Origin of the sequence: Arthrobacter sp. AK01, from assembly GCF_021109375.1 — a bacterium.
In the GTDB taxonomy this organism is placed as follows: Bacteria; Actinomycetota; Actinomycetes; order Actinomycetales; family Micrococcaceae; genus Arthrobacter.
The window spans coordinates 14,479-29,824 of sequence record NZ_JAJOHP010000018.1; the positions used below are offsets into that span (position 1 = coordinate 14,479).

Annotated in this window: 13 protein-coding genes and 2 tRNA genes; 4 read left to right on the forward strand and 11 right to left on the reverse strand. The window is 63.7% G+C overall.

Features of this window, described 5'->3' with window-relative positions; all coding sequences use genetic code 11:
* Positions 1–2 precede the first annotated feature (2 nt).
* A complete protein-coding gene (gene leuC, locus LN996_RS08360; RefSeq protein WP_231339946.1) occupies positions 3–1,454 on the reverse strand; it encodes a 3-isopropylmalate dehydratase large subunit in 1,452 nt (483 codons plus the stop codon).
* A gap of 134 nt (positions 1,455–1,588) precedes the next feature.
* On the opposite strand from leuC, the gene LN996_RS08365 reads away from it, so the two are divergent.
* Complete coding sequence (locus tag LN996_RS08365; RefSeq protein WP_014922101.1) at positions 1,589–2,308, forward strand: IclR family transcriptional regulator; 720 nt, start codon at positions 1,589–1,591, stop codon at positions 2,306–2,308.
* Between the two features lie 7 nt (positions 2,309–2,315).
* Positions 2,316–2,852, forward strand: a complete 537-nt coding sequence (locus tag LN996_RS08370; protein ID WP_231339947.1) for a DUF1697 domain-containing protein — start codon at positions 2,316–2,318, stop codon at positions 2,850–2,852.
* Here LN996_RS08370 and LN996_RS08375 read toward each other — a convergent pair.
* The 10 genes from LN996_RS08375 to LN996_RS08420 all read right to left on the reverse strand — a co-directional run bounded on the left by LN996_RS08375 (position 2,849) and on the right by LN996_RS08420 (position 13,314).
* Entirely contained in the window at positions 2,849–4,468 is a 1,620-nt protein-coding gene (locus LN996_RS08375) for a GTPase (RefSeq protein WP_231339948.1), read from the reverse strand. The genes LN996_RS08370 and LN996_RS08375 overlap by 4 nt on opposite strands.
* Positions 4,465–6,246 (reverse strand): dynamin family protein, encoded by a 1,782-nt coding sequence (locus LN996_RS08380; RefSeq protein WP_231339949.1) that lies wholly within the window; start codon positions 6,244–6,246, stop codon positions 4,465–4,467. The genes LN996_RS08375 and LN996_RS08380 overlap by 4 nt, the downstream gene beginning before the upstream one ends.
* 106 nt (positions 6,247–6,352) lie before the next feature.
* Positions 6,353–6,428 (reverse strand) — tRNA-Glu (locus tag LN996_RS08385).
* 127 nt (positions 6,429–6,555) lie between these two features.
* Positions 6,556–6,627: transfer RNA gene (locus LN996_RS08390), tRNA-Gln, on the reverse strand.
* A 137-nt stretch (positions 6,628–6,764) separates the two neighbouring features.
* Positions 6,765–7,493, reverse strand: a complete 729-nt coding sequence (locus LN996_RS08395; protein WP_231339950.1) for an HAD family hydrolase — start codon at positions 7,491–7,493, stop codon at positions 6,765–6,767.
* Positions 7,494–7,506: 13 nt separating this feature from the next.
* Positions 7,507–9,027, reverse strand: a complete 1,521-nt coding sequence (gltX, locus tag LN996_RS08400) for a glutamate--tRNA ligase (protein ID WP_231339951.1) — start codon at positions 9,025–9,027, stop codon at positions 7,507–7,509.
* Between the two features lie 131 nt (positions 9,028–9,158).
* Complete coding sequence (locus LN996_RS08405) at positions 9,159–9,935, reverse strand: fumarylacetoacetate hydrolase family protein (protein ID WP_090818840.1); 777 nt, start codon at positions 9,933–9,935, stop codon at positions 9,159–9,161.
* Positions 9,936–9,958: 23 nt separating this feature from the next.
* On the reverse strand, positions 9,959–10,756 hold the full coding sequence (locus LN996_RS08410; protein ID WP_231339952.1) for an MBL fold metallo-hydrolase: 798 nt from the start codon (positions 10,754–10,756) through the stop codon (positions 9,959–9,961).
* A 275-nt stretch (positions 10,757–11,031) separates the two neighbouring features.
* Complete coding sequence (locus tag LN996_RS08415) at positions 11,032–12,144, reverse strand: branched-chain amino acid aminotransferase (protein WP_231339953.1); 1,113 nt, start codon at positions 12,142–12,144, stop codon at positions 11,032–11,034.
* A 117-nt stretch (positions 12,145–12,261) separates the two neighbouring features.
* Entirely contained in the window at positions 12,262–13,314 is a 1,053-nt protein-coding gene (locus tag LN996_RS08420) for a 3-isopropylmalate dehydrogenase (RefSeq protein ID WP_231339954.1), read from the reverse strand.
* Between the two features lie 123 nt (positions 13,315–13,437).
* Between LN996_RS08420 and LN996_RS08425 the strand changes: the two genes are divergently transcribed.
* Together LN996_RS08425 and LN996_RS08430 are read left to right on the forward strand one after the other, a co-directional pair.
* Positions 13,438–14,622 carry a sensor histidine kinase gene (locus LN996_RS08425; RefSeq protein ID WP_231339955.1) on the forward strand — a complete coding sequence of 395 codons (1,185 nt, stop codon included), beginning with the start codon at positions 13,438–13,440 and terminating at the stop codon, positions 14,620–14,622.
* A 3-nt stretch (positions 14,623–14,625) separates the two neighbouring features.
* The gene (locus LN996_RS08430) at positions 14,626–15,339 is read left to right on the forward strand and encodes a response regulator transcription factor (RefSeq protein WP_231339956.1); all 714 of its coding nucleotides are present in this window, start codon (positions 14,626–14,628) and stop codon (positions 15,337–15,339) included.
* The last annotated feature ends 7 nt before the right edge of the window (positions 15,340–15,346 follow it).

Here is a 15,346-nt window from a genome sequence, read left to right on the forward strand (position 1 = left end):
TCCTAGACTGCGATTCCGGTCAGGGTGCCTGCAGCAGCGGACTCAAGGTCCGACGGCGAGCTCAGCGTGCCACGGACGGCCGTGGCTGCGGCCACTACAGGAGAGACCAGGTGGGTTCGGCCACCCTTGCCCTGGCGACCCTCAAAGTTGCGGTTGGACGTTGATGCGCACCGTTCACCCGGCTCAAGCTGGTCAGGGTTCATGCCCAGGCACATGGAGCAGCCGGCAAAGCGCCATTCAGCACCGAATTCCTTGAAGACCTTGTCCAGGCCTTCAGCTTCGGCTTCCAGGCGGACACGGGCTGAGCCGGGAACAACCAGCATGCGGATGTTGGGGTCCTTTTCACGGCCGCGGATGATGTCCGCGGCAACGCGGAGGTCCTCAATCCGGGAGTTGGTGCAGGACCCCAGGAAGACCGTGTCCACACGGATGTCCTTCATGGGAGTGCCGGCTTCCAGGCCCATGTACTGGAGTGCGCGCTCGGCGGCGGCCTTGGCGTTCTCGTCACCGAAATCTTCCGGGGAGGGAACCTTCGCTGAAAGGGAGACGCCCTGGCCGGGGTTGGTACCCCAGGTCACGAATGGCTCCAGTGTGTCCGCGTCCAGGTCCACCTCAACATCAAAGGTGGCGTCGGCGTCGGTGTGGAGCGTGTTCCAATACTCGACGGCTGCATCCCAATCAGCGCCTTCGGGCGCATGCGGGCGGCCCTGCATGTAGTCGTACGTGGTCTGGTCCGGAGCCACCATACCGGCGCGGGCACCGGCTTCGATGGACATGTTGCAGATGGTCATGCGGGCATCCATGGACAGCGCCCGAATGGCGGAGCCACGGTATTCGAGCACGTACCCCTGGCCACCACCGGTGCCGATCTTGGCGATGACGGCAAGGATGATGTCCTTGGCCGTGACCCCGGGACGCAGGGTGCCTTCAACGTTGATGGCCATGGTCTTGAACGGCTTCAAGGACAGTGTCTGCGTGGCCATGACGTGCTCCACCTCGGAGGTGCCAATACCCATGGCCAGCGCACCAAAGGCGCCGTGGGTAGAGGTGTGGGAATCGCCACATACCACCGTCATGCCCGGCTGGGTCAGTCCCAGCTGCGGGCCCACGACGTGCACAATGCCCTGTTCCTTGTCACCCAGGGAGTGGAGGCGGACGCCGAATTCCTTGCAGTTGGCGCGCAGGGTTTCAATCTGGGTGCGGCTGGTCAGATCGGCAATGGGCTTATCGATATCCAGCGTGGGAGTGTTGTGGTCCTCAGTGGCAATGGTGAGGTCAACGCGGCGTAAGGGCCGGCCTGCCAGCCGGAGGCCTTCAAATGCCTGCGGGGACGTCACTTCATGGACGAGGTGCAGGTCGATGAAGAGAAGGTCGGGCTGGGCATTGGCTCCTTCGCCCTCGCCTTTGCGCACGACGTGCGCATCCCAGACTTTCTCGGCCAGTGTCTTTCCCACGGCCTTGCTCCCTTCACTGCGGTTGGATGGAGGCCATCCACTTGAACTGTTCTTCATCTACTGAAGCAGCAGGCTCGTGAAATAGGCCAGTGAAACAACTTGCATCTCAGATAATGAGACGGCAATATCATTACATGGACAATTCTAGTGGAGTCGGTGTCATTGATAAAGCGGCCCAGGTACTCGATGCACTCGAGGCCGGGCCCACGACACTCGCGCAACTTGTAGCGGCCACGGGCCTTGCCCGTCCCACGGTTCACCGGCTCGCGCTGGCACTGGTTCATCACCGGCTGGTGAGCCGCGACATCCAGGGACGTTTTGTCCTCGGCAGCCGTCTGGTGGAGCTCGCATCCGCCGCCGGTGAAGACCGCCTCATCGCCTCGGCAGGCCCGGTCCTCATCCAGCTGCGTGACGCAACCGGTGAAAGCGCCCAGATCTTCCGCCGGCAGGGCGACTGGCGTGTTTGCGTGGCCTCGGCAGAACGCCCCATCGGCCTGCGCGACACCATTCCGGTAGGCACCCAACTCTCCATGAAGGCCGGCTCCGCCGCCCAGGTACTGCTGGCCTGGGAAGATCACGACCGCCTCCTGGAGGGGCTGCAGAACGCCCGCTTTACGCCCACCGTCCTGGCAGGAGTACGACGCCGGGGCTGGGGTCAGAGCCTCGGCGAACGCGAGCCTGGGGTCGCCTCGGTTTCCGCTCCCGTTCGAGGCCCGTCCGGCAGGGTCATCGCGGCCGTGTCCATTTCAGGTCCGATCGAGCGCCTCACCCGCCAGCCGGGCCGACTGCATGCCGAAGTGGTCTGTAACGCCGCCCGGGTGCTGACCGAGGCCCTCCGAAAGAACAACGACTAGGTTCACCATGAACAGCTACGCGGTGTTCCTTCGCGGCATTAATGTGGGCGGCATCAACATCAAGATGGCTGACCTCAGGACAGCGCTTAATGACTATCCGTTTGCCAAGGTCAAAACCCTGCTGGCCAGCGGAAACGTTGTGCTGCAGAGTGCTCTCAGCGCCGAGGACGTCAAGGCCCGGTTCGAAGAGTGCCTCCGGAAGACGTTCGGCTACGACGCATGGGTGGTGGTGCTCACGGCCGCCAGGGTTGCCGAACTGGTCCACGCCTGCCCCTACCCTGCCGACGACAAATCCACGCATAGCTACGTCACACTTGCTTCCGATACCGCAATGCTTGACGACCTTTTCGAGGCCGGCGCGGCCCTTGGCGGGGTGGAACAAGTGCGCCTGGGCCCCGAAGCCTCCGCCTGGCTGGCACCGGCAGGCGGAACCTTGGACAGCCCGTTCAGCAAGCTCTCCGCCAAGGCACGCTACAAAGCCAGCACCACTACCAGGAACCTTCGCACGCTCATCAAAGTCCGGGACGCCGCAGCAGCACTCTAGGCCGAACGTGCCGCTTTCAACGCCGCATTGAAGGCCTTCAAGCGCGTGATCTCCACGTCGACAGGCTCCACAATGCGCTGCTCGGCAACACGTGCCACTGCGGACTTCAAACGTTTCGCTGCCCCTGATGCCCGCGCCCTCGCAGCCCAACCGCCTACGATGCGGCCAGCAATGGCCAGCACAATGCCCAGCAGTACTCCCCCGGCCACCATCAATGTCGGCCAGGGCCAGCCCTCCGTCCGTGGCACCTCCGGCACAGGCATCTGGAAGTACCCAAGGGCAGCCAGGACGCCGAGCCAGCCCAGCCCGCCAACGGCGAGGAGTAGTGCCAGCCATTGGAGGGTATTGAACAGCACCCACCATAAGGGACGCTTCATCGCTTTCAGGTCCGTTCCGGCAATGGCCTGATCCAAAGCATCAGACAGTTGTTCCCTGCCATCACGTGCCACACTCCGAATGGCTGCCCGCCAGGGTCCCGGCGCTCCGGTGGATGCCTCGTCCACAAAATCCCGGACAGCCGCATCCGTCCGCGCGCGCTCCGGTGCGCCGGCAGGCGGTAATGAGGTCCGGCTGAGCTCAGGCCTGGTATCCGGCTTGCCCAGGTTCAGTCGCCGAAGCGGGTCCGGTCGAAAGCGCAACAGCCACCGGGTCACAGGCCAACCCGTCCTGCGGGCCGATTCCCTCCGGAACGACCGCTGCACGGCGTCCACCACGACAGGTACGTTGGCCGCCGTCGCCAGTTCAGATGCGAGCCGGGATTTTGCCCGTCCGTTGATGCCCCGGGCTTCACCTTCGCCGGAGGCACGAGCGAGTTCCGCGGCGGCCTTGGCTACATCGGCTGCAAGGCGCTGGGTTGTTGCCTCCCGCTGTACTACGACGTTCCTGATGGCCCCGCGGACGGCCGGGACGCCGTCGCCAGTTACGGCCGACGCGCCCAGAACGCGGACCTTTCCCAGTCCATCACGCTGAAGGATTCCCTCCAGTGACTCCATGACGGCGGAGGCGTCGGCGGCGCTGAGCTTGTCCACCTGGTTCAGGACAACCAAGGTAACGGCGCCGTGGGAGGCCATGGGCCGAAGGAAGTCATTGTGCACGGCGGCGTCGGCGTACTTTTGCGGATCCAGGACCCAAACCAGGACATCCACCATGCCAACCATGCGTTCGGTGATCTCACGGTTTTCCACCCGGGTGGAGTCGAAGTCGGGCAGGTCCAGGAGCACCAGGCCAGTGCCCTCATCAGCCAACCCCGGAACCGGCGGCAGTGTGTGGCGTTCCTTGACGTCCAACCAATCGAGCAGCGGCCCGCTGCCGTCTTCACCCCAGATTCCTGCCAACGGCGCGGATGTCGTGGGTCGTCGGGCCGTCGCGGTGGCGAGCCCGCTTCCAGACACGGCGTTGAACAAGGACGATTTTCCGCTGCCGGTTGCACCGAAAAAGCCCACCACAGTGTGTCCGGCGGACAATGACCGCCGCGCCGTTGCCCGATCCAGGACGTCATAGACAGACTGCAGGTCCGCGTCCGGGAGCACGCCTTCGGCGAGTTCGCGGGCTGTGTTCAGCGATTCGAGGCGGCGCTGCAACTGGGAAGATTCACGGACCTGGCTGTGGCGGCTCATGCGGCTCCCGCCAGGCGGCCGAGTGCCTTGGCGTGCCGGGCCAGGTCATTACCGGAGCTTGGATGGGCGGCCTCAAGCCTGTTCAGGAACCGCTGTTTCTCATCGTCCAGAAGCCTTTGGCACTGCGTGTGCAGGTCATCCCGTGCCTGTTGGGCAAGGCGCCGCACCGCGTCCTCGCCGAACACTGCCTCCAACAGCTTCTGGCCAACCACAGCCGTTCCACCTGCGATGCCGATCTCCAAACCACTCAGGCCGGCCGTCATGGAGAACACCACCACCATCAGCGCTGCGCCAAGCCCGTTGACGCCAAAGGACAACCACCGGGCTTGGGTTCGCTTTCCTTGGCCCTGTGTACGGATCATCTCCATCAGACCCACCTGCCAGGACCGGATCGCAGCAGCAGCCTTTGCATCAAAGTCGTCGCTGGTTCCGGACAGGTCATGGGCGCCGAGGAGTTGTCGGCCTGCGGGGTCCGAACGCCATCGCCTGTCCACGTTCTCTGCTGCGTTGGCAGCTTCATCCAGGATGACGGCCTGCAGCCCGGTTTCGATGGCGGTCTCAACCTTCACCGCCGGGGCGGGTTCGCCGCGGAAGAAAGCCCCCACACGGTCCCGGAAGCGGCCAATGTTCTGCTCGACAGCCCTAAAGAACTCGCCGGTGCCTACGAAATCCTGCCACCTGGCCAGCACTTCCCCGCGCAGCAATGCTCCATCCTTGGTCGCATCAAGAATGCGCAAAAGTGCCTGCTCATACTCCGCGGTGCACACTGTCTGGAGTTCATGCGCAGCGGCATCCTGTTCCGCGGCAGCGTTGGCAATTCCTTCCAAACGGACGCTGACTGCCTTGACGGCACCGTTGAATGTCCTGCGGGCCACGTCCGCCCTTCCCGCCGCATTGGCGGCGAGGGCGGCCAACCACTGCCCCAGTGGCGCCACCGATTCCGTGGGGAGCATCCCGAGCCCGTCCAGGTCGCTTTCCGGAACGACGAAGAGCTTCGCTGCCCCGAGCCCCTGCCGGTCAAGCATTGACTGAAGGTCGGCCTTGACTTCGTCTTCAGCGGCAGCCGGCACCCGGTCCAGCACCACGGCTACGGTGATATCCCGCGAAGCCGCGTCCAGGAGCAGGCGCCAGGGTACGGCGTCGGCGTAGCGGTTCGCTGTGGTGACGAAAACCCAGAGGTCAGCGGCAGCAAGCAGCTGTCCAGCCAGCCTGCGGTTGTCATCGGAAATCGAGTCGACGTCAGGCGCGTCCAGGAGGGCGATTCCCTGGGGCACCGCAGCATGGGCGACCAGCACCAACGACGTGATGGCCTGCGCATCGGGGGCGGCACCTGCCTGGTTTGCCGGCAAAGGACTCGTTGAGACAGTGCCCTTGATGCGGTCCAGGCTCGGAAGAATCCTGTGGCCTTCAAACCACCCCGCATCCCCGGGATGGTGGAGCAAGATGGGCTGGCGCGTGGTTGGCCTGATGGCGCCCGCCCGGGTCACCGGGTAACCCACCAGCGCGTTGACCAACGTGGATTTGCCCGCACCCGTTGAACCTCCGACGACGGCCAACAGCGGAGCCTCCAGGCTTCTGTAGCGGGGAATCACGTAGTCGTCGAGCTGCGCAAGGGACTCGCGAATCCATTGGCGGGCTTCCTCGGCTTCCGGCACGGCGAGCGGAAGGGTGGTGGCCGCCAGTTCAGCACGGGCCGACTCCAAAGTTTCGACGGCGGCCGCCGCACCTTGGGCTACGGATTGGTGCCGGCTCGATGCCGGGTCTTGGTTTGCGGTCACAGCATCATCATGCCAGCCGGATCCACCTTGCAAGCGCGAGGCTGGCACAGCAGGTGGAAAACGGGCAAAAAGAAATCCCCCGGAACGTGAGTTCCGGGGGATTCGGTGGTGACCCCAGCGGGATTCGAACCCGCGTTACCGCCGTGAGAGGGCGGCGTACTAGGCCGCTATACGATGGGGCCTTGCACTTTTTATCACCGTTTCCGGCGATCAAGCTGAATGAGTATTTCATACTTTCAGCCTCGCTCCAAATCGCTTCAGCGGCTTGGAGGTTCCGAATTTCCAGCGTGTTGACGCGGATTTTCAGAGCTGGGATACCAGGACTCGAACCTAGAATGACGGTACCAGAAACCGTAGTGTTGCCAATTACACCATATCCCAAAGTGACTTTCGGACCGGAGTTCCGCGCTTCGGTTTCCCTCAGCTTTTCCCTCCGTGCCCCTCAGCACGAGTAATGACTCTACCGGAGTCTTGCCACCTGCACAAATCGAGAAGCCGTTACCTGCATCACATGAATCTCACGCCGCAGTAGGGGCTTTAGCGAGCAGCCGCGACAGTGAGTCCACCTGGCGTCCTGTGAACTCTTCCACCACTTCCCCGGTCCTGTTGAGCCAGACGCCAATGAGTCCGGCCGCCGTCGCACCATCGGCGTCGAGCAGCCTGTTGTCACCGACGTAGAGGGTCTCCTCCGCGGCGGTACCCAGCAGGCGGACACCCTCAAGGTAGATGGCAGGCTCCGGCTTGGCCGCGCCCACAGTGTCTGTGCCCACGAGGACCTTGATCCTGGAAAGGCCCGCACCGTCCAGCTTGGCGCGCTGGTAGTCATGAACGTTGTTGCTGACGGCTCCATAGGGAATGCCGGCGGCATCGAGTGCGTCCAGGACCTGTTCGACGTCGTCGAAAGCCCTCACGTACGCCGTCTGGCGTTGGTGGTACTCGCTCACCCACGCCTGTGATTCGTCACCATCGCCAAGCTCCACGCCAAAATGGCCAAGGGCAGCCCGGCCGCGAAGCAGTCGCTGCTCGTTGAAGGTCAGCTCGCCAGCCAGGTAACGGTCGTAGAAGTGCGTGGTTTCGTGGGTGAAAATGCGCCCGAACTTCACCCACCCGGCCTGGTCGAGGCCGGGCAGGAGATGTTCACTGACATCACGCAACGCTGTCGTCATGGCGTACTCAAGGTCCACCAAGGTGTCGTCGATGTCGAAGAGGACACCGCGGATGGTGCCGAATGAGCTTGCAATAGCCATGACGTGGCTGCTCTTAGCCGCGGAACGCGCGAACGCGGCCCAGGGACGAGTCCTTACCCAGGATCACCATGGACTCAAACAACGGCGGGGAAATGCGGCGGCCCGAGATGGCGGTGCGGACAGGCCCGAACGCTGCACGCGGCTTGATGCCCAGGTCCTCGACCAGCGCCTGCTTCAGGGCGCTCTGGATGTTCTCGGCCGTCCATTCTTCGATGGGCTCCAGGGCCGCCAGGGCAGCGTCAAGGACTTCCTCAAGGTTGGCCGGCAGGCCCTTACGCGCGTCATCGGCAACGTCGATCGCGTCGTCGGCCTTGAACAGGAAGGCCAGCATCTCGGGAGCCTCGCCCAGAAGGGTGATGCGTTCCTGGACCAGCGGGGCTGCCTCTGCGAGGATCTCTTCCTGCCGCGGAGTGAGGATCTCACCTACGAAACCTGCTGTACGAAGGTACGGGACCAACCGCTCTTTGAAGTCTTCCGGCGAGAGCATCCGGACGTGGGTTCCATTGATGGCTTCGGCCTTCTTGATGTCGAAGCGGGCAGGGTTGCCCAGGACATCGTGGATGTCGAAGTTCGCCACGAGCTGCTCCACCGTGAAGATGTCCTCATCCGCGCTCAGGGACCAGCCCAGCAGCGAGAGGTAATTGAGCAGGCCCTCGGGAATGAACCCACGTTCGCGGTGCAGGAACAGGCTGGACTCCGGGTCACGCTTGGAAAGCTTCTTGTTGCCCTGGCCCATGACATACGGCAGGTGGCCGAACTCCGGCATGTACTCGGCCACACCGATGGCGTAGAGCGCGCGGTACAGTGCGATCTGGCGCGGGGTGGAGCTCAGCAGGTCCTCGCCGCGCAGGACGTGGGTGATACCCATCAACGCGTCATCCACCGGGTTCACCAGGGTGTAGAGCGGGGCACCGTTTGCGCGGACCACGGCAAAGTCGGGGACGGAGCCGGCTTTGAAGGTGATCTCGCCGCGGACGAGGTCGTTGAACGTGAGGTCCTCGTCCGGCATGCGCAGACGCAGGACGGCCTCGCGGCCTTCGGCCTTGAACTGTGCCAGCTGCTCCTCCGTCAGGTGGCGGTCGAAGCCGTCGTAGCCCAGCTTCGGGTCGCGGCCGGCAGCCTTGTGGCGGGCTTCGATCTCATCAGGCGTGGAGTAGGACTCGTAAACGTGTCCTCCGGCCTTGAGCTTGGCGATGACGTCCTGGTAGATGTCGCCCCGCTGCGACTGGCGGTAAGGCTCGTGCGGTCCGCCAACCTCCACGCCCTCATCCCAGTTGATGCCGAGCCACTTGAGCGCATCCAGAAGCTGGTGGTAGCTCTCCTCGCTGTCACGGGCAGAGTCCGTGTCCTCGATACGGAAGATCAGCTTTCCACCGGTGTGGCGCGCATAGGCCCAGTTGAACAGGGCGGTGCGGATCAGGCCAACGTGCGGTGTTCCCGTCGGTGACGGGCAAAAACGGACGCGGACCGGAGTCTCGGCGTTAACGGCAGGGATGGCGCTGGGGGCAGCGTTCGACGCAGAAGCAGTAGTCATAGTGGTTCCAACTTTACCGCTTGGCGCAGCTTGGGTTTCCCGGTCGAAAGTGCTCGACGGCGGCACTTACCTTTCGTGTCAACGGCGCGGGCCGCCGTCGGCGTGTGGCATTTTGAGGTTTAGCCGGGAGCCTAGCGGCGAACCACCGGGTTGGAGAGGCGGCCGATGCCCTCAATCTCCACTTCGAAGCGGTCGCCCTCGCTGACCAGGCCAACACCGGCCGGGGTGCCGGTCATGATGACGTCACCCGGAAGGAGGGTGAAGGCATGCGAAACGATCGAGACGAGTTCGCGTACGCCTCGGATCATCTGGTTGGTGCTGCCGTCCTGGCGGAGTTCACCGTTGAGGCGGCCTTGGATGGAGAGGTCCTCGTGGTCGAGTTCGGTTTCGATCCACGGACCCAGCGGCGCAGAGGTGTCGAAGCCCTTGGCACGGGCCCATTGAAGGTCCGTTTTCTGCACATCGCGGGCGGTGAGGTCATTGCCACAGGTATAGCCGAAGATGACGTCGTCCGCCCGCTCTTCGGGGACGTCCTTGCAGATGCGGCCAATGACCACGCACAGCTCGGCTTCGAAGGAGACTTCCTCCGAGAACTCGGGAAGGATGATGGGGTCGTTCGGCCCGATCACCGAAGTATTGGGCTTCAGGAACAACAACGGCTGCTGGGGAACTTCATTTCCCAGTTCCGCTGCGTGCTCGGCGAAGTTCCGGCCGACACCAATCACCTTGCTGCGGGGAATGATGGGCGCCAGGAGCCGCACGTCCTCGAGCTTGTGCTTCACATGGGTACGTTCGACGCCGTTGAAGAACGGGTCACCATTGATGACAGTGATTTCCTCACTGCCGGGCTCACCTTCGACAACGCCGTAAAGGGGATCAGAATCAACTACAAACCGGGCGATACGCATGGGCTCAAGCCTACCGTCCGGGCTTAGCTCCGGAGGTAATCCACTTGGGCCGCAACCGAAGTCTCAGCGGCCCACCTGACGGAGGGGTCGACGTCGGGATAGACGGCATCGGTGACCGCAGGGATCGAGGCGTCCGCGCCCAACTGGTTCAGCGCCGCCCTGATTTGATCAAGCCGTTGTTCCCGGTGTTCGCGGTATTCACGGCATTTCGCGTCCAGGGCTGGAAGCACGGGTCCATGGGCTGGGAGGAGCGTTGCGGGGCCGAGCGCTTCCAAGCGGTCCAAGCTGGCAAGGTAGTCGCCCAGCCTGCCATCCGGGTAGTCCAGCACCGTGGTGCCGCGGCCCAGGATGGTGTCCCCCGTCAGTACTGAGCCATGGGGACCGTCGGCGGGGAGATGGAAGCACACTGAGTCGGAAGTGTGGCCCGGGGTTGCCACGACGCGGATTTCGATGCCGCCTGCGTTCAGGACTTCGCCATCGTGGAGTGGCTCGCCGCCAAGGCAGTGTTCCGGGGATACAGCCCGGACCGGGGCTCCCGTTAGTTCGTGGAAGCGCGCGGAGGCTTCCGTGTGGTCTGCGTGCCGGTGCGTGATGAGCACGACGTCCACTGCGCCGGCCGCCGCCAACTCCGCCAGGTGCTGCTCGTCTTCCGGACCCGGGTCAACTACAGCCACGTGGCCCGATCCCGGGGCTCCGATGACGTAGGAATTGGTGCCGTCCAGGCTCATCGGTCCTGGGTTCGGGGCCAAACGGAAGCGGGTGAGGTCACTGCTGCGCTGCAGGGAAGAGTCGTTGGAGGTCGCTATTGATTCGGAAGTCACTGTCCCATCTTGGCACCGATGCGACGCTCTCTCACCAATCACCCCCATCCAGCCATCCCCCTCTCACCAACCACCCTCAAAAGGCCCGACGCCGTCACCCGGCCGTAGTGCCGTCGTCGCCGATTAGCTCGCCTCCGACAGGAGGTGAGAGAGCGGTCACAAGAAAGCCGCGGAAGGTGAGAGAGCATCCCGACGCAGAACGGCGGCCCTTCCGCTTGTCACCAAGGGAAAGGACCGCCGTCGTGCGTTTCGGTTGTGGCAGGAAATACTGAGACTTAGACCAGGCGCGTCAGCCAGCCGTGTCGGTCCTCGACGGTTCCGGTCTGGATGCCCAGGAGCTGCTCGCGGATAGCCATGGTGGTCTCGCCCGCCTTGGCGTCCTCGGAGCCGATGAATTCCGTTGCGTCCTTGAGGACACCGATCGGCGTGATCACAGCCGCGGTGCCGCAAGCGAAGACCTCGGTGATCTCGCCGGAGGCAACGCCATCACGCCACTCATCAAGGGTGATCTTGCGCTCGGTGACTTCGCGGCCCATGTCCTTGGCCACCTGGATGACGGACATCCGGGTAACGCCTTCCAGGATGGTGCCGCTGAGCGCGGGAGTGACAAGCGAGCCGTCCTTCATGACGAAGAAGACGTTCATGCCGCCGAGTTCTTCCACGGCGTCGTCGTTGAAGTGGTCCAGGAACAAGACCTGCTTGCAACCGTTCGCTTCGGCTTCCTGCTGTGCGATCAAGGAGGCTGCGTAGTTGCCACCGCACTTCGCTGCGCCCGTACCGCCGCGGCCTGCGCGTGCGTATTCACGGGAGATCCAGATGGAGACCGGCTTGAGTTCGCCGCCGAAGTAGTTGCCGGCGGGAGAAGCGATGACGCGGAAGGATACTTCGCGGGCGGCACGCACACCCAGGAACGCCTCGGTAGCGATCATGAACGGACGCAGGTAAAGGGCTTCGCCGTCGCCGGAAGGAACCCATCCCTTGTCAGCCTGCACGAGTTCGCGGATGGCGCCGAGGAAGTACTCCTCCGGAAGTTCCGGAAGGGCAAGGCGGCGGGCCGACTTGTTCAGGCGCGCAGCGTTGGCTTCGGGGCGGAACGTCCAGACGGAGCCGTCAGCGTGGCGGTAGGCCTTGAGGCCCTCGAAGATTTCCTGGCCGTAATGCAGGACAGCAGCCGAGGGGTCCAGGGAAATGGGTCCGTAAGGCTCGATCCGGGCATTCTGCCAACCGCCATTGCCATCGGCGTCAACTTTGTAGTCGACGACGGCGGTGTGGTCGGTGAAGTAGTCGCCGAAGCCTGGGTTCGCCAGGACGGCTGCACGCTCCTCAGCAGATTTCGGTGTTTCCGAAAGCTGCTGGCTGAATTCGACGCCATGGGCAGTCTGAGTCATGTTTCCTCCACAGTCAGCTACCTGGCAGGGTGAACCGGGTCCCAAAGGGTGTGGTTCAGCGATGGACCAGGGAAGCAGGTAAATAATTCAAGACAAGCTTACGCCTGAGAATTGGGCCTAAAGTGCGGCCGCGATAGCGTCGCCAATGGCAGCTGTGCTGCGTGGCTCGCCGGTGCGGCTCTCGACGTCGGCGATCACTGCCGCCTCGATCTTGCGGGCCGCCGTGGTGTAGCCAAGGTGGTCCAGGAGAAGCACTGCGGAGAGGATGGCCGCGGTGGGATCGGCTTTCTGCTGACCGGCGATGTCCGGAGCGGAGCCGTGGACGGGTTCAAACATGGACGGCGCTGTGCGGTCCATGTTGATATTGCCCGATGCCGCCAGGCCGATGCCACCGGTAATGGCAGCAGCGAGGTCGGTAAGGATGTCGCCGAACAGGTTGTCGGTGACGATGACATCAAAGCGGGAGGGGTCGGTCACCATGAAAATGGTGGCAGCATCGATGTGCAGGTAATCGTGGGTGACCTCGGGGAATTCCTGGGCCACGGCCTCGACGGTCCGCTTCCACAGGTGCCCGGCGTAAACCAGGACATTGTGCTTATGGACGAGTGTGACGTGCTTGCGCGGACGCTCGCTGGCGCGGCGGAACGCATCGCGCACCACGCGCTCAACGCCATGGGCGGTATTGAGCGAAACCTCGGTTGCAACCTCGTGCGGGGTGCCGCCACGCAGCGTGCCGCCGTTGCCGACATAAGGACCCTCGGTACCTTCGCGGACCACGATGAAGTCGATGGTGCCGGGGTTCGCCAAAGGGCTGCCGACCGTTCCGTACAGACGGGACGGGCGCAGGTTCACGTAGTGGTCCAGGCTGAAGCGGAGCTTGAGCAGCATCTCGCGTTCGATGATGCCGGAGGGGATTCGCGTATCGCCGGGGGCCGCACCCACTGCGCCGAAAAGAATGGCGTCGCGCGTGCGCAGGTCCGCCAGGACCTCGTCCGGAAGGGTCTCGCCAGTCTCCAGCCAGTGCTGGGCACCGAGCTTGTAGTTGGTCAGCTCAAGGGCGACGCCCTCCACGGCGACAGCCTTTTCGAGGACCTTGACGGCTTCGGCGATGACCTCTGGGCCAATGCCGTCGCCAGGGATGACAGCGAGATTGATGGACGTTGCACTCATAGCTCTATCTAGCCAAGCAATCCACATGCTGGTCAAAATCGTCTCATTCTGCGAACACGCAACAGCGCGAAGTCAGACCACGGCATGATGTCCGGGCAGGGAACAAGCGCATAGAGTCTAAGCGTGGATAGAAGGCACGCAGTTTACGAATGGTTCCGCATCAACCGCTTCACAGTGGATATGACGGCCACCTCGCTGCTGATACTCCTTTTCGGTCCGGTCTACCTGCTCGCCTCCCGGCCCGGGCTCTTTGTCCTTTCGTGCAGCCTCCTGCTTCCGCTGGCCTGGCGGCGGACGCGCCCGGCCGTGGCGGCCGGCGTCGTCATTCTTGTATGCCTTATTCAGTGGGCAGTAGGCGCCGAACCGGTGGCGGGCCAGATCGCAGTCCCGCTTGTCATCTATGCAACCGCAGCCTACGGGCCGGCCTGGGCGAGCCGCACGGTGCTGGTGGCCGGCATGCTGGGTGGCATCATGCTGACTACTCGCGAATACTCCAGTACTGCCGAGTCGGGGATCATGGGGCTCACCATCGGAGCGCTCTACACGGTCCTGATTTGGATGCTGGTCCTGGTGAGCTGGACCCTGGGCGATCTGACCCGGGTACGCCGGCTCCAACTCCAGGCCCTCGAGGACCGGACACGGCGGATGGAAGTGGAACAGGTCCAGGAGCGGAAACTGGCCGCCGCCGACGAACGCTCCCATATCGCCCGGGAAATGCACGACATCGTGGCCCACTCACTCTCAGTGATCATCACCCAGGCGGACGGCGCCCGTTATGCAGCCGCCGCGAAGCCCGAGCTCGCTACCGAAGCACTGGCAACCATTGCCGCGACAGGCAGGGACTCGCTGGGTGAGATGCGACGGCTCCTGGGAGTCCTCCGCTCCGATGACGACTCCCCCACGCGCCCGCAACCCCGGCTGTCCGACCTGGACGAACTGCTCCTCGGCTTCCGAGCCGCTACCTTGCAGGTGGCTTTCGAACAGAGTGGTGTCCCCCGCCGGGCCCTCCCCGCTGGCGCGGAACTCACTGCCTACCGGATCATCCAGGAGGCCCTCACCAACGTCATGAAGCATGCTGGACCGAGGGCGACGGCGGGCGTCACCCTGACATGGCAGGCACGTGGACTTCAACTGGATATCGTCGACGACGGCCGCGGCGCCGCTGCGGATCCGCCAGCAGCCGGTGGCGGCAACGGCTTGCGGGGAATGGGAGAGCGGGTCTCCCTCTACGATGGTTCCTTGACCGCAGGTCCGGAACAGGGCGGCGGTTTCCGTGTGTCCGCTTTTATCCCCTACTCGGAGGCCTAAGCCATGCCAGAAGTTCCTGCGCCCATCAGGGTCGCACTCGTTGATGACCAGCATTTGGTCCGTTCGGGCTTTGGCATGCTGATCAATTCACAGCCCGACCTTGAAGTGGTCGCCGAGGCGGGAAACGGGATCGAGGCTGTCCAGGCCCTTGCCGCCACCGCTGCCGATGTGGTCCTGATGGATGTTCGTATGCCCGGGATGGATGGCATCGAGGCAACCCGCCGCATCCTGGAGCAGGCAGCGGCGCAACCTTCTGGATCCCAACGCGCGGACATCAAAATCGTCGTCCTGACCACGTTCGATCTCGATGAGTACGCCCTGGCTGCTATCCAGGCCGGCGCCAGCGGATTCCTCCTGAAGGATGCGCCACCCGAAGAACTCCTTGAAGCAATCCGGACCGTTTACCGTGGGGACGCCGTGATCGCTCCCTCCACCACCCGGCGTTTGCTTGACCATGTGGCGCCGCTGCTGCGGACGCAGACCCCTGAACAGAGCGAGCACGCCGCTGCCGTAGAGCGGCTGACGACCCGCGAGCGTGAAGTGTTCCAACTGATCGCGCAGGGACAGTCGAATCCCGAGATTGCGGCGGGCCTTTTCCTATCCGAGGCAACAGTGAAGACCCATGTGGGCCACATCCTGGCCAAGCTTGGCGCCCGGGACCGTGTGCAGGTAGTGGTGATTGCGTACGAGACAGGGATTGTGGCGCCGGGGATCTGAGAGCTCA

Bases quoted from the DNA above. Each gene is read 5' to 3' on its own strand.
- LN996_RS08365 (WP_014922101.1), top strand. From the start codon at position 1,589: ATGGACAATTCTAGTGGAGTCGGTGTCATTGATAAAGCGGCCCAGGTA.
- LN996_RS08370 (WP_231339947.1), top strand. From the start codon at position 2,316: ATGAACAGCTACGCGGTGTTCCTTCGCGGCATTAATGTGGGCGGCATC.
- LN996_RS08375 (WP_231339948.1), bottom strand. From the start codon at position 4,468: ATGAGCCGCCACAGCCAGGTCCGTGAATCTTCCCAGTTGCAGCGCCGC.
- LN996_RS08395 (WP_231339950.1), bottom strand. From the start codon at position 7,493: ATGGCTATTGCAAGCTCATTCGGCACCATCCGCGGTGTCCTCTTCGAC.
- gltX (WP_231339951.1), bottom strand. From the start codon at position 9,027: ATGACTACTGCTTCTGCGTCGAACGCTGCCCCCAGCGCCATCCCTGCC.
- LN996_RS08405 (WP_090818840.1), bottom strand. From the start codon at position 9,935: ATGCGTATCGCCCGGTTTGTAGTTGATTCTGATCCCCTTTACGGCGTT.
- LN996_RS08415 (WP_231339953.1), bottom strand. From the start codon at position 12,144: ATGACTCAGACTGCCCATGGCGTCGAATTCAGCCAGCAGCTTTCGGAA.
- LN996_RS08420 (WP_231339954.1), bottom strand. From the start codon at position 13,314: ATGAGTGCAACGTCCATCAATCTCGCTGTCATCCCTGGCGACGGCATT.
- LN996_RS08430 (WP_231339956.1), top strand. From the start codon at position 14,626: ATGCCAGAAGTTCCTGCGCCCATCAGGGTCGCACTCGTTGATGACCAG.